This window comes from Clostridioides sp. ZZV14-6153, from assembly GCF_020657855.1.
Taxonomy (GTDB): Bacteria; Bacillota; Clostridia; order Peptostreptococcales; family Peptostreptococcaceae; genus Clostridioides.
Window position 1 is genome coordinate 19,952 of the sequence record NZ_JAGWCZ010000020.1, and the last position, 13,819, is coordinate 33,770.

Annotated in this window: 15 protein-coding genes; 2 read left to right on the plus strand and 13 right to left on the minus strand. The window is 27.3% G+C overall.

Annotation, left to right across the window (positions count from 1 at the left end):
• Nucleotides 1-61: 61 nt before the first annotated feature.
• On the plus strand, nt 62-802 hold the full coding sequence (locus KGF46_RS17620; protein ID WP_227862209.1) for an ATP-binding protein: 741 nt from the start codon (nt 62-64) through the stop codon (nt 800-802).
• 292 nt (nt 803-1,094) lie between these two features.
• Here KGF46_RS17620 and KGF46_RS17625 read toward each other — a convergent pair whose 3' ends face one another.
• From KGF46_RS17625 to KGF46_RS17670, 10 genes are all read right to left on the minus strand, one after another.
• The gene (locus KGF46_RS17625; RefSeq protein WP_227854804.1) at nt 1,095-1,946 is read right to left on the minus strand and encodes a metallophosphoesterase; all 852 of its coding nucleotides are present in this window, start codon (nt 1,944-1,946) and stop codon (nt 1,095-1,097) included.
• A gap of 25 nt (nt 1,947-1,971) precedes the next feature.
• A complete protein-coding gene (locus tag KGF46_RS17630) occupies nt 1,972-2,910 on the minus strand; it encodes an SDR family oxidoreductase (RefSeq protein WP_227828634.1) in 939 nt (312 codons plus the stop codon).
• A 102-nt stretch (nt 2,911-3,012) separates the two neighbouring features.
• Nucleotides 3,013-3,663 (minus strand): HAD family hydrolase, encoded by a 651-nt coding sequence (locus tag KGF46_RS17635; RefSeq protein ID WP_227828633.1) that lies wholly within the window; start codon nt 3,661-3,663, stop codon nt 3,013-3,015.
• A 150-nt stretch (nt 3,664-3,813) separates the two neighbouring features.
• Nucleotides 3,814-4,002, minus strand: a complete 189-nt coding sequence (locus tag KGF46_RS17640; RefSeq protein ID WP_227436432.1) for a ferredoxin — start codon at nt 4,000-4,002, stop codon at nt 3,814-3,816.
• Nucleotides 4,003-4,099: 97 nt separating this feature from the next.
• Nucleotides 4,100-5,284, minus strand: a complete 1,185-nt coding sequence (locus tag KGF46_RS17645; RefSeq protein WP_227862210.1) for an amidohydrolase family protein — start codon at nt 5,282-5,284, stop codon at nt 4,100-4,102.
• A 142-nt stretch (nt 5,285-5,426) separates the two neighbouring features.
• On the minus strand, nt 5,427-6,344 hold the full coding sequence (locus KGF46_RS17650; protein ID WP_227436436.1) for a SufB/SufD family protein: 918 nt from the start codon (nt 6,342-6,344) through the stop codon (nt 5,427-5,429).
• A 21-nt stretch (nt 6,345-6,365) separates the two neighbouring features.
• On the minus strand, nt 6,366-7,094 hold the full coding sequence (locus KGF46_RS17655; RefSeq protein WP_227825061.1) for an ABC transporter ATP-binding protein: 729 nt from the start codon (nt 7,092-7,094) through the stop codon (nt 6,366-6,368).
• A gap of 194 nt (nt 7,095-7,288) precedes the next feature.
• Nucleotides 7,289-7,489, minus strand: coding sequence for a hypothetical protein (locus KGF46_RS17660; RefSeq protein ID WP_003420681.1), 201 nt, complete (start codon nt 7,487-7,489; stop codon nt 7,289-7,291).
• A gap of 124 nt (nt 7,490-7,613) precedes the next feature.
• Nucleotides 7,614-7,994 (minus strand): VOC family protein, encoded by a 381-nt coding sequence (locus tag KGF46_RS17665; RefSeq protein WP_227828631.1) that lies wholly within the window; start codon nt 7,992-7,994, stop codon nt 7,614-7,616.
• Nucleotides 7,995-8,266: 272 nt separating this feature from the next.
• Nucleotides 8,267-9,625 carry an MATE family efflux transporter gene (locus tag KGF46_RS17670; RefSeq protein WP_227828630.1) on the minus strand — a complete coding sequence of 453 codons (1,359 nt, stop codon included), beginning with the start codon at nt 9,623-9,625 and terminating at the stop codon, nt 8,267-8,269.
• Between the two features lie 466 nt (nt 9,626-10,091).
• Between KGF46_RS17670 and KGF46_RS17675 the strand changes: the two genes are divergently transcribed.
• The gene (locus KGF46_RS17675) at nt 10,092-10,544 is read left to right on the plus strand and encodes a staygreen family protein (RefSeq protein WP_227828629.1); all 453 of its coding nucleotides are present in this window, start codon (nt 10,092-10,094) and stop codon (nt 10,542-10,544) included.
• A gap of 393 nt (nt 10,545-10,937) precedes the next feature.
• Here KGF46_RS17675 and KGF46_RS17680 read toward each other — a convergent pair whose 3' ends face one another.
• The 3 genes from KGF46_RS17680 to KGF46_RS17690 form a co-directional block, all read right to left on the minus strand.
• Nucleotides 10,938-12,062: an RNA-guided endonuclease InsQ/TnpB family protein gene (locus KGF46_RS17680; RefSeq protein ID WP_227850643.1), complete on the minus strand. Its 1,125-nt coding sequence runs from the start codon at nt 12,060-12,062 to the stop codon at nt 10,938-10,940.
• The gene (locus KGF46_RS17685) at nt 12,040-12,666 is read right to left on the minus strand and encodes an IS607 family transposase (RefSeq protein WP_227828627.1); all 627 of its coding nucleotides are present in this window, start codon (nt 12,664-12,666) and stop codon (nt 12,040-12,042) included. The genes KGF46_RS17680 and KGF46_RS17685 overlap by 23 nt, the downstream gene beginning before the upstream one ends.
• Nucleotides 12,667-13,177: 511 nt before the next feature.
• A complete protein-coding gene (locus KGF46_RS17690; protein WP_227850648.1) occupies nt 13,178-13,768 on the minus strand; it encodes a DUF488 family protein in 591 nt (196 codons plus the stop codon).
• Nucleotides 13,769-13,819: the final 51 nt, after the last annotated feature.

Genomic DNA, 13,819 nt, shown 5'->3' on the forward strand with positions numbered 1-13,819 from the left:
TTATAAGTAAACCTTAAGTTATTCTTAAGTTTATATTTTCAAATAAAGGATGGTGCTAAAAATGTCTATGCAAAAACTTCTTAGTAAAGCCCGTAAGGCTATACAAGACTTTGATATGATACAAGAAAATGATAAAATTGCAGTTGGTCTTTCTGGTGGAAAAGATAGTTTGACATTACTTCATATACTTAAAAATTATCAACGATTTTCTCCACAAAAGTTTGAATTAATAGCTGTAACACTAAATACTGGTGGAATTGATAACTCCCCATTAAATAAGTTATGCGAGGAAATAAATGTACCTTTTTATGAATTTAAAACTAATATAAAAGAAATCGTATTTGATATAAGAAAAGAAAAAAATCCTTGTGCATTATGTGCTAATTTAAGAAGAGGTGCTTTAAATGACAACGCAAAGAAACTTGGGTGCAACAAAGTAGCTCTAGGACACCATAAGGATGATGCTATTGAGACATTTTTAATGTCTATGTTTTATGAAGGAAGAGTTAATTGTTTTTCACCAAAGACATATCTAGATAGACAAGATTTAACTGTTATAAGACCTATGATTTACATAGAAGAATATATGACTAAGAAGATTTCAAAGGAGTGTAACTATCCTATCATAGCAAATCCATGTCCTGCAAATGGCCATACTAGGAGAGAATACATAAAAAATCTTATTGCTAATTTAAATAAAGAAATGCCAGATTTTAAAAGGAATGTATTTGGAGCTTTAAATAATTCAGAAAAACTTTTTATATGGGATAAAGAAAAGATAAAAAATATTTATTTAAAATAATTTAAATATAACATTAAATCGCTTTCATACATTGTATAAAAATTAATATCTTTATATAAAGAAATGCAAGATTGTATTAATTATAAATACTCTCTATTTATAATTGACACAATCTTGCTATATTATAATCTTTTATATTTTTATTATTTTTTATATCTATATTTTAATAGTTATTAATATTATTATCGATTCTAATAAATGTATTAACTATAACTTAAACTTTTTATATTCTTAACTCAATTTATTCTTAAAATTTCTATCCCTCTATATTTCATAAAAACAATATTCTATACTAGATTAGAATATTAAATTCGACTATCTCTGGTACATTAAAAAATCTAAACGGCAACTTTGTACTTCCAAGACCAGAACTCACATATAGATGATTTCCTTTTATATCATAAAATCCTTTAGTGTATTTCCTTCCATATGGAGGAGTGACTAAAGCTCCCTTGAAAGGCAATCTTATTTGACCGCCATGACTATGTCCAGATAAAACTAAATTCATGGTATCTTTACTGAGCATATCTACCAAATCTGGTTCATGTGCTAGCAATAAATTAAAACTATTATAATCAGTTTTACTTTCCAAATCTTGTATATTTGGGTTACCATTTAATATCTCATCAGCTCCAAGTATATTAATATACTTATTGTCTTCAAGTTTTATTTTCTTATTTTCATTAACTAAAAGATGAAAGTTAGAATTTTTCATAATTTGTCTATAATACCTAGGAAGTTCATACATATAATCATGATTACCAAATACTGAAAATTTTCCTAACCTTGCATTCATACTAGATAAAATCTTTGTAATTTCATCTATATCTGGATTTTTATTAGAATAATCAATTAAATCTCCAGTAAATACTAATATATCTGGATTTAAGGCATTCACCTTATTAGCTACTTTTTTGAGTTTATTAGTTGAATAAAAACTGCCTATTTGAGTATCTGAAATCTGAACTACTTTTATAGTCTCGTTCTCATTTTTTACTATATTTTCTTTAATCATGTTTCCATCTTCATTTATATTATATGTTTTCACAATTAATAGACTCGGTTCTATTGCAACTGAGTATATAAAAATTAAAACAAATATCAATATAAAAAATTTTAAAAAACGTTTTGTCTTTAATTTCAAAGTATCTACCTACTTATTTATTATATTAAACTATTTGAATTACAGACTCAACTTTGTCCATTTTTCTATCGTGTAATTTTGGCTTATTAGCTAAAAACCATTTATATGTTCTTGTAAGACCTTCTTTTAATAAAATATTTGGTATATAAAGACCATGTTCAATAAGCTTATTTATATCTAGATTAAAGTCTATATTCCTAAATGGGAAGTAAGTTCTCTCTCTAAACTCAACTTTTTCCATGTCTACATATTTTATAATAGGTTCCTTCCCAATAACTTCTCCACATGTATATATAAGTTCATCCCAAGATATTAACTGTGGATTTGTTACATTATACGCTTCTCTTACATGAGAATTTTTCATTACACTTTCTAGCACTTTTACTAAATCCCCAATATATATAAATTGATTGCTTACTTGTTTTCCTTTAGGTACTGGTATTTTTTCGTTTTTTTCTATTTTTTCAAAGAAATAATATTCTCTATACAAATTATTATTTTCCCCATATATATAAGTTGGCCTAATAATTATATATGGTATAGAGCTATTTATAACAAAATCTTCTGTTTCTTTTTTGTTAAGTCCATATTTACCCCAATTTTCATTTTCACCTTTTTCATTATCTTCTTTTACATTTCTTCCACTATCTTTGTATACGGCTCCTGCTGACAATACTATGTATTTTTTTAAATTATCTAAGTTTACAAAATCAATAAGATTACCAACATCCTCTTTTGTATATGCTGTCATATCATATATGTAATCATACTGTCTTCCATTGATAATGTTTTCCATATCTTTGCGTACTTTTCTATCGCAAATTAAGTGCTCTCTAAAACCTTTATAATCTATTTCCTTTTTACCATTCGTAAGTATATCTATTTGATACCCACATTTAATTAAACGCTTAGCAAGTGCAGAACCTATAAAGTCGCTTCCACCCATGATTAAAATAGATTTCATTTCAAGTGCATCCTCCTCTTTTTTAAATGGCTTCCTTAATTATAATATCATATTTTTAAATATGCTACACCATTTTGTATTGTTTTTGTCTATAAAAGATATTTATAGCAAAATATCTTTTATAGATTTAACACTTTCGACAATATAAGTAGGATTACTTTTACTAATCTCATCAAAAGAGCCATATCCATACAATACACCTATAGAATCTACACCTATTTTATTAGCTCCAATTATATCGTATTTTCTATCGCCAATCATAATGACCTTATCTTTATCTGTTACATCACACAAATCTAACACATATTCTATAACTTCATTTTTATTTACTCTTGTACCATCAAGATTACTGCCTGCGATATATTTAAAATATCTATCTATACCAAAATATTTAAGTATGGTTTCTGCAAAAACTGTTGGTTTAGAAGTAGCCAATAATAATGTTTTTCCATTTTCATAAAGTATTTTTAAAGTCTCTTTTATATCTTTATAAATTTTATTTTCAAATATTCCTCTGTCAGAAAAGTATTCTCTATACTTTTCAACAGCTTCTGTTGCCTTTTCATCTTCAAATTTATAATAGTCTTTAAAAGTAGCATGTAGGGGTGGCCCTATAAATTGTTCTAAGTTATCCAATTCTTCTTCTATCCCAAAACTACTTAAAGAATATTGAATAGACTTTGTTATTCCTTCTTTAGGGTCTGTAAGTGTTCCATCCAGGTCAAATAACACTATTTCATAATTTTTTTTCATATTTAAATCCTCCACTTTTTATAAAAATAATACTTTATCTTTTGAGTTTATCTATTTTAAAAAGCTATAGTAATAGAATCTTAATCTAATACTATAGCTTAAATAATAATCAAATCTTATATGTTGTCTTTAAACTAAATTTAAACAGTTTTATTTAACTGTTATAGCTGAAACTGGACATCCTTCTTCTGCTTCTTTACATAAATCCTGTAATTCTGCTGGTATTTCTCCTTCAATTGCAACTGAATGACCTTCATCACTCATACTAAAAACGTCTGGACATGTTCCTATACACGCTCCACAAGCTACACATACATCCTTATCAACAAATGCTTTCATACTAAAATACCTCCCCTAAAATTATAATTATTGTTCCTTACATATTTATCCAATATATACTAATTTAAACATATTTTTCCTTTTTTATCAATATGACTTAATTTATTACAGTCCCATCATACCAATGTCTATAAACTTCACTACTTTTCATCCATGATTTTATAGTATATTGTAAGCTCAATTTTTTATTTAGCATTAGTTCATTATTATTATAATCTGTTATAATTTCTTTACTATCATCTATTGTAAATATTGTAAAATCGCCTTCTCCACCAACTTTTATCCTACCTTGACTTCCTTGCAAATTAAAAACTTTTGTTGGATATTCAGTTACTTTTTCTATACATTTTTCTAGAGGTATACCAAGTTCCATAATTTTATTTACAACATTTAAAAGAGAATAATGTATATCTTTCATATTTTTTATATGCATATCTGTACTTATTAAATCTGGCTCTAATCCTTGATTTACTGCTTTTTTAAAGACTTCAAAGTCAAACTGTTCTAACCCATGACATACATCAAATAATACACCTCTATCTTTTGCATTTAATACAGATTCTCTCAAGCCACCAGATTCATTAAATATTCCATTTGTGCTATTTCCATATACAGGTGTAACTATATCTCCCTTTCCTAAAATATTCATTACTTCATCTATATATGATGGATACTCCCCTATATATACCACTAATGGTAAATTTAATTTTTCTGCAATTTGTTTTGACTTTTTAATTATATCTATACCATCTGTACTAGATTGAAATTTACTTGCTTTTACTTTTATACCCTTTATCTTTTCCATATTTTTTTCTACAATGGACTCAATGTTATCAAAATTTATAACATCTAAAGATGTTGATTCATTCAATATATTTAATCCCTCATTAGTTACATTTAAAAATGAATATACTTCAGTCTTACATTCATCCATATATTTTTTCTTAAAATCGTAGTAATTTACAGGACCTGCTGTACCTCCATCAAATATAACTGTTGAACCTTTTTCAATTCCAATTGAATCAGAATCCATACCTGTAGGTAATTTTCTCTTATAACAATGGGTATGAACATCTATAAATCCAGGAGAAATATACATGTTATTAGCATTTATTATCTCAAACTCTTTGTTTATGAGTATTTTTTCTTTTCTTATCATTTCTTTAAGATTTAATCCAATATCATATATCTTTCCATGTAAAACTAAGATATCTCTTTTTTCAAATTTGATACCATCCTTTGGAGATATTATTGTCCCATTCCTTATAAGTAAGTTTTTCATTTATTCCACATCCTAATTACAGTATAATTTCTCTAATAGTTTTTTCTTACATAAAGAAAATAAGTCTAAAAATAAAAATATTCTAGACTTATTCATTATATTATACTATATTAATTATATTAAATTAAATAAAAACTTGGACTTACTTTAAAAAACAATTTAGTATTTGTTGTTCTGCTTCTTCTTCTGTAAGGCCTAATGTCATCATCTTTAAAATTTGGTCTCCTGCAATCTTTCCAATTGCTGCTTCATGTACTAAAAGAGCATCTGGATGATTTGCAGCAATTTCAGGTATCGCACTAATTTGAGAATTGCCCATAATTATTGAGTCACATTGAACATGTGCAGAACAAAGAGAATCCCCAATAACACAAGGATTAAACTTTTGTTTAGAGTTATCTTGACCAACTGTACGAGAAATTACTTGAGCAGAAGAATTTTCACCTTCCAATATAACCTTCATATTAGATTCTGCAACTTGATTTCCATGAGTTAACAACTTTTCAAATACAACTATCTTTGCTCCTTTACCTAAAGTAGCATCCATTTCTCTTTTAGTTGAATCAACACCTTTAATCTGAATTGTTTCCATTTCACAATATGAATCTTCGCCCATATTAACAATCGTAACTGGATTTAAAATTCTTTTTCCTTCTCCATCACCTTCGCCATAATGTTTTTCCACATATTTTAGACGAGCTCCTTTATGTAAGAAGAATCTATGTATTCCATTGTGTTCACTGTCATCATTACCACAATTATGTATACCACAACCAGCAATTATAACAACATCCGCATTTTCTCCAATTTCAAAATCATTATAAACCATGTCTTGTACACCAGCTTCTGTTACTATTACTGGTATATGAACATTTTCTCCTTTAGTATTTGGTTTTACTATAATATCAATTCCAGGTTTATCAGTCTTTGGAGCTATAGTTACATTTTCAGTTGAATGTCTTTCTATACCTTGTCCATTTTTACGTATATTGTATGCTCCTAATGGAGTTCCGCGAAGTTCAGCAACTTTTTCTAAAAGATTTAAGTCTATTTTGTTCATTTAATTTGCCTTCCTTTCTAATTAATTCATATCTTTCATTAATTCACAATTTGAATTAACTTGGCACATGATTTCAGGTAATATAGCATCTTTTGTTCCATGGCTTTTTACTGAACCATCTTGTAAAACAATTATTTCATCAGCTAACTCTAATATTCTTTCTTGGTGAGAAATTATGATTATAGTTTGGTCAGATTCCCCATGAATTTTCTTAAAACTTTCATTAAGCTTTCCAAAACTCCAAAGGTCTATACCTGCTTCAGGTTCGTCAAATATAGAAACCTTTAAATCTCTAGCAAAAAGAGTTGCTATCTCGATTCTTTTCATTTCCCCTCCAGAAAGAGAGTTATCAACTTCACGATTTAAATAATCTTTTGAACACAATCCAACATCTGTAAGATATTGACAACACACATCAGTAGACAATGGTTTTCCATGAGCAAGAGTAAGCAGGTTTTCAACTGTCATCCCTTTTATTCTTGGTGGTTGTTGAAATGCGTATCCTATTCCTTTTTTTGCTCTTTCTGTGATACTAAGATTAGTTATATCTTCTCCATCTAAAAGTATTTGACCACTAGTGGCTTTTTCAATTCCCATAATAAGCTTAGCAATTGTGGATTTTCCTCCACCATTTGGACCTGTGATAACAATAAGTTTGCCTTTTTCAAATGAAAGGCTAACATCATTTATTATTCCTAGCTCCTCATTGTTAGACTCGACATTAAAGGAAAGATTTTTTATTTCAAGCATAATACCCCTCTTTTCTGTAAAATATTACATTTATATCCATTCTTTTATTATATCAGTACTTTTTATATCTCAGCAACTCTAAGGGATAAAATATATATTAAATATAAAACAAATTTATTAAAAAATAAAAAAGATGAGTTTTTCTAACTCATCTTTAAAAATCAGTATTATTTAATTATATATGTATCTAAAAATTAACCTTCTATATACTCTAGTATTATTTTTTGATTATCTTTTAACATAATTTCTTCTTTTTTAGATTCAATCCCATTCTTTTTTATTTTTACTTCAGCTACAAAAGCGTCATTACCCTCAACCATTTCTAATAATTCATACGCTTTTTTACGTCCTATTTTAGTTGCTATATCTTTTAGCACTGCCATTTTCTTAAACATTTCATCACCTCTACTCAAATTTTACAATTGATTTTTAACTATATAATTATAGTTTAATACTAAATTATAATTATTATTGTCTCTAATTATATCAGATATTGAGTAAATTTAACACTTTGCAAAATTATTTATCCTCTCTGACTAAGTAAGAATTTCCATCTTGGTCTTTAAAAGAAAACATTCTTCCATAAGGCATCTCCATTAATTCTCCTACTTCAACTTTATTCTTTGCCATCTGTTCATAAGTTCCATTAATATCTCTTGTACTTAAAATTATTGATGGATGCGATAAACTTACATCTTGATTTTGCTTCATCATCAAATTTTTATCATACAATACAAATGTTGTAAATTCATTTTTACTTGGTGCTACTTCCACCCATTTCATATTTGGACCCATTTCTTTTTCATAAGTTACCACAAAGTTTAATTTTTCTGTCCAAAACAATTTTGCATCCTCTTGATTATTTACATAGAGAGTTATTTTTCCTATTTTATTTATCATAAAAATACCCACCTTTATTATTAAATAAATATCTAATATTTTTTATATTTAATAATATACCCATATATATTATTTTCTATAGATATATACTTATAATATTTATCGCCAAATTATGTAATTCTATACAATATATAATTTATAGTATCCATATAATTATAGCCTTAATTTACATATTTTAATTTTTCTATATATCATACTTATAATTATGATATTCTCTAAATAAAAAATCACTTTTAAATAGAATTTACTATCTAAAAGTGATTTTTTATATTCTATGCAACTTTATGTTTTAGCCACTTCGTTCCTCTTAATCTCAAACAATATAAGGTTCCTCTAACAAGCCAATCTGTATACATACCTATCCAAATTCCTAGCACTCCAAATTCTAATACAACCCCTAATACGTAGCCTGTAAAAATCCTAAAAATCCACATTCCTATTACAGCTGTCATCATTGTATATCTAGTATCTCCAGCTCCTTTTAGACCTGCGGATAGTACAAAGGATATAGGCCATATTACCATAGCTAAACAATCACTTCGAATTAATTGTGTTGATACATCAATTACATTAGAGTTTTGAGTATACATGCTTGAAATCCATGGTGCAATTGGTATAAATATAGCACCTACTGCAAATAAACAAACTGTTGCAAATTTAGTTAGATATAACAAAGTGCTCTTAGCCCCTTTGATGTCTCCCCGTCCTATATATTGCCCCACCAAAGTCGTAGCAGACAGGGCTAATGCATTTCCAATTACATTTATAATAGATGCAATTGACATTCCTATTGCGTTTGATGCAATTGCTGATGTTCCCATAGTAACTATAAATACTTGAACAATCAATTTACCTGCATTAAAAAGTAATTGTTCAACCCCTGCTGGTATACCTATATTAAATATAGATTTTTGAGTTTCAACATCAATCTTAAATGGAAATATTTTACCTATAGATATAAATTCATTTCCTTTAAATAAAGCTCTTATAATAACTATACATCCAATTATTCTAGCTATGGCAATAGACATAGCTGCTCCTGTTATGCCATAAGAAGGTGTCTGTAAATTTATCCCTAAAGTATTTAAATCAACACCATATATAAGTATATATCCTAATGTTACATTTACTATATTCATAAACATAGTCACATACATAGGTTTCTTTACATCTCCACAACCCCTTAGAATACCATTTGCTATCTGCTGTGTTGCAATAAATGGATAGGTGAATAATGTAAACTCTATGTACAGTTTTGCATTTGATTTTACCAATTCTTCTGCTGAACCATAAAACAAATTGATTACACCTGTTCTAAAAATCCACATTAATATTGTTATTGTAAGTGATAATATTACACCAGATATTAATGCTTGCTTGATAGTTTCATTTACTTTTTCAGTATCTCTTTTTCCTATTTGTTGAGCTACAACAACAGTAGCACCAACAGATAGCGCAGCAAATACAGATATAAATATATTATTGATTGAATCAACCATTCCAACTGCAGATACAGCCTCTTCCCCAATATGACCTGCCATCATTGTATTAAATACCCCTAGAAGCATAACAAATGTCTGCTCTATCATTATAGGAATCGCTAATTTTATAACATTCTTCCTTATAAACATCCCTTTTCCTCTTTTCCATCTTTATATAAATTTAATTTTTAATTATTTTATCGAACTATGAATTGATACCATAAGGTTTAGAATTGTATTTTTAACGTTATAATATACTGTGTTCAAATAATATAAATCTTGTTTAATATCATTTGAACACAGTATATCTTTATAATTATCTTATGTTTATTATTTTTTATGGATACTAGATTTAAAATATTTATGAGTTAAATTAACCGATTAATATAGCTGGATATCAAATGCAATCACTGTATTTCGATAATATTGTACCACTATTATATAACAATAACAATAAACATATTTTTTATTAGCTTCATAAAATTTTTTGTAATGGACATGGTCATTTAAGTCACATCTACTAAAAACAAATTTATAAAATCTTATAATATATCTGTAACAAAATCACATCAATTTAAATATTGTATCTTATAGACTCTTTTTAGGATGTGATAATTTGGTTAATTTGAATGCTAATAATTTAAATGTAAATATGGTTTACCCTATTTCTGCCACAGCACCTATACGTTTCAGAAGATATACTGTTTCATACTTAGAAAACATGGAAAATATTTATTTAACTATAGCAACATACTTTGATACACTTGGTTTAGGTACAGTAAGTATTGACAAAGTTTATGGTCAATGGGCTTGGTTCATTGATAATATATATGACTTAAATCTATTTGTTTTTGTAGGAAACTATCCTTATCAAATTGCTAGAAATAGATATGATACCTTTGTTGATATTTTACCAGTAGCTATTACTTCTATTGTCAATGGAGATAGAATATTTTTAACTTCAAATCCTTGTTTGTTAAACTCAAAGATTACAGTTAGATTTATATCTAGCCATCCTACTCTTAATAGAACAGTTGATTATGGCAATATTAGAGATTTTATTTTTTAACAGTACAACATGATGTGCTCTTTAAAACAATATAACCCTTTAGATAATAATATTAATTTAACATAACGACCTTAGCTAGTACATCATGTTTAACTGTTACAAATTTATAATAACTTTTCTTATTAAATAGTATTTAAGTTTTTGGGTAGTTAATATATTTTACTTACCTATTTTTTCTGTTCTATATCCTATTTCTTTATTAGCTAATCTATAACCGTTGCATAATACTTATAATTTAATATAAAAACATATTAAAACTCATAAAATTATTTTTCTTCCCTATTCAACGTGTATGCTTTTGACAAATACTCTACTCACAAGTTCTAGTACACTCCAAGGGCGTAAATTCGGGTACAACGTACCCTACATATCAGCATTGTCTTTTAAGTGATTCTATGCTAATTTTTCATAGTTGGCTAAATTTATACTTGCATTTAAATCTCTATCAATTTCAAGTCCACACTCACATTTATAAATTCTATCACTCAATTTTAAGTTCTTTTTGATAGAACCACATTGACTGCATTTTTTACTTGAAGGGTAAAATCTATCTACTTTTACAAACTCAATTCCATTAAATTTACATTTATATTCCATTTGTCTTGTAAATTCAAAGAAACCTTGGTTTGCAACTGCTTTTGATAGGTAGATATTTTTCATCATTCCACCAACATTCAAGTCTTCCATTACTATTTTGCAAGGATATTTTTTAATGATACTGTTTGTGGTCTGATGCAAATGATTATTACGTATATTTGTAAGTTTTCTATGAATAAGTTTTATCTCTTTTTCAAGTTTTAAGATATTTTTGGTTTTCAAATACTTATTACCTTGCTTATTCATATCATATTTTCTTGAAACCTTACGTTGCAATCTTTTTAACCTCTTTTCAGTTTTTCTGACTTTGTGAGTTTTGTTGATATTTTTAAATACAGAGTTATCTGAACATATTGCAAGATTTTTAAGTCCTAAATCTACCCCAATCACTAAATCTTTATTTAAGCCGACTTGATTTTCGTCTACTTCAATTCCTATAGATATGTACCAATACTTACCATCATAGCTTATTCTAGGATTTGTAAATTTAGTATTTATTGGAAGTTGCTCACTTGTTTTAACTTTACCTATTTTAGCAAGTTGGATTATATTATTATCTTCTATCTTTAATTTACAAACATCATTGTAAAAAGATAATTTAGACTTTCTTTTACTTTTAAATTTTGGAAATCCTTTGTTTCCTTTTTGAAAAAAATTCTTAAAAGCTAGGTTCATATCTTTAACTGCTTGCTTAGGTATATCATTAGATACTTCACTTAAAAATTTTAATTTAGTTTTCTTTCTTTTAGTTATATGTTTTCTTAATCTCTGTTCTGATATAGTTTTTTTGAACATCTTATAATATCTGATTCTAAGACCTAAAGAATAATTATAACTAAATCTTGCTATGTTAGAACACTTAAAAAACATTTCTTCTTGTTCTTTAGTTGGGAGTAATCTAACTTTCTTCGCTTTTATCATTTTCTGCTAACTCCTTAATAATTCTTCTAGTTTTCTTTGCTCGTTTACCTTGTAACCTACAACTAAATACAGTAATTATCTGCACTAAATCTTCAACTAACTCTTCTTCATCTATTTTATTAGTACTATCTATAATTTCAATCTTAGTATTGTTATAGTTACAAATGTTTTCAAACAATTCAAATCCAAGTCTTAAAAGTCTATCTTTGTAAAGAATCACAACTTTTTCAACTTTATTAGACTGTATCATCTTTAGAAGTTTTTTAAGTCCTTTTTTATCATAATTTATCCCATTCCCAATATCTGTGATTATTTCAAATTGGTATCCTTTTGCTATCATATACATTCTCACATTTTCAATTTGCCTTGTTAAATCATCCTTTTGCTTATGAGAACTTACTCTACAATAACCAATCACTTTTCTATCTGATACTTCTACTGGATTTATTCCTAAATAATCATTAAGTTGTTCTTGAGAATAAAATCTTTTTCCATAATCTGATGTATGATGTGGCTTAAAAGTCCCTTTTTTATCCCAATTTCTAAGTGTTTGTTCAGTAACTCTAATTTTTTTAGCAAATTCACTTATTGAATAATATTTCATACTTCACACCTCCAATATGTTTATTATATCAAGGGTACAAAACATCAACAATATTATATTTATATGTTTTTATATGTTTTTATATTTAATATTATAAGTATTATGCTATTTACCATAGAACGCTACTTCTATGACACTATTTCGCTCACACTAATAGTCACTTCCTTTCAGAACGTGCATAGACTATTTCTTCACCTTCTCCATTACGTGTTAAGGGCGACCCGCTTCCAACTCCAATCACTTGAGTTGTACTCTCTTTCGAGATAGTCGTTTGACCTTCCTATTTCTAGGCTTGGCGACCAAACATCCATTGTATTAATACTTAGGCTCTCGCCATATATCATCCTAACTGTTGTTTCAGAATTTCTTCACATTCATAAGAGTTTGATTATCTCTTATTGTAGTCGTTAGGCTTTAGGAGTTACTGGTTTTCAAGTCGTGTCCTACGTATATTTCTACACGTACGAGGCTACAGTTTTACTTATAAAATATTGTAATATTTTATAAGTATTTACAAGTTTTTATAAACTGTTTCGTTACCTTCTTTTATCATCTCTTCTCTTGTTAATGCATTTCCTAACAAATTATCAATACTAAGTTGTTTTCTATCACTAAAATACTTATCTAACAATGACTCTTCTATATCTTCTTGAGATGCTAAATGTCCTTCATGCATTATATATTTTACATCGAAACCTTCTTTATTTAATATTTTTCCTAATAAAATACTTCTATGACATCTTATAGGCTCTTGCATTGCACCTAATAAAACTATTTTATAACCCATTTGACATCCCTTTTTTAATCTCTCTATTCCTTTTAAAAATATATCTTCCTTTATTACCTCTTCAAAATCTGCATAACCTTCTTGTGTATATACATCTTTATTAGTTCTTTTTGCCCCAAATTCCTTACCCATGTATATATATACAAATCCAGCCTTTCTTAGTGATTCATTGAATGTTTCTCTATTATACTGAATATTATATTTAGAATATGGAGTTTCTCTAATGTCAACTATACAATTTATATTATATTTTTTTATCATATTAATAAGCTTATCAAATGGATAATTTGAATGTCCTATTGCAAATATTTCCATACAATCACCTACTATTCTTAGAATTACTATTTTATACAATTGATACTCTAT

What these genes read in the sequence shown, in the direction of transcription:
- KGF46_RS17620 (WP_227862209.1), top strand. Translation starts at nt 62, where the DNA reads ATGTCTATGCAAAAACTTCTTAGTAAAGCCCGTAAGGCTATACAAGAC.
- KGF46_RS17665 (WP_227828631.1), bottom strand. Translation starts at nt 7,994, where the DNA reads ATGATAAATAAAATAGGAAAAATAACTCTCTATGTAAATAATCAAGAG.
- KGF46_RS17645 (WP_227862210.1), bottom strand. Translation starts at nt 5,284, where the DNA reads ATGAAAAACTTACTTATAAGGAATGGGACAATAATATCTCCAAAGGAT.
- KGF46_RS17685 (WP_227828627.1), bottom strand. Translation starts at nt 12,666, where the DNA reads ATGAAATATTATTCAATAAGTGAATTTGCTAAAAAAATTAGAGTTACT.
- KGF46_RS17660 (WP_003420681.1), bottom strand. Translation starts at nt 7,489, where the DNA reads ATGTTTAAGAAAATGGCAGTGCTAAAAGATATAGCAACTAAAATAGGA.
- KGF46_RS17690 (WP_227850648.1), bottom strand. Translation starts at nt 13,768, where the DNA reads ATGGAAATATTTGCAATAGGACATTCAAATTATCCATTTGATAAGCTT.
- KGF46_RS17630 (WP_227828634.1), bottom strand. Translation starts at nt 2,910, where the DNA reads ATGAAATCTATTTTAATCATGGGTGGAAGCGACTTTATAGGTTCTGCA.
- KGF46_RS17670 (WP_227828630.1), bottom strand. Translation starts at nt 9,625, where the DNA reads ATGTTTATAAGGAAGAATGTTATAAAATTAGCGATTCCTATAATGATA.
- KGF46_RS17650 (WP_227436436.1), bottom strand. Translation starts at nt 6,344, where the DNA reads ATGAACAAAATAGACTTAAATCTTTTAGAAAAAGTTGCTGAACTTCGC.
- KGF46_RS17640 (WP_227436432.1), bottom strand. Translation starts at nt 4,002, where the DNA reads ATGAAAGCATTTGTTGATAAGGATGTATGTGTAGCTTGTGGAGCGTGT.
- KGF46_RS17680 (WP_227850643.1), bottom strand. Translation starts at nt 12,062, where the DNA reads ATGATAAAAGCGAAGAAAGTTAGATTACTCCCAACTAAAGAACAAGAA.
- KGF46_RS17635 (WP_227828633.1), bottom strand. Translation starts at nt 3,663, where the DNA reads ATGAAAAAAAATTATGAAATAGTGTTATTTGACCTGGATGGAACACTT.
- KGF46_RS17655 (WP_227825061.1), bottom strand. Translation starts at nt 7,094, where the DNA reads ATGCTTGAAATAAAAAATCTTTCCTTTAATGTCGAGTCTAACAATGAG.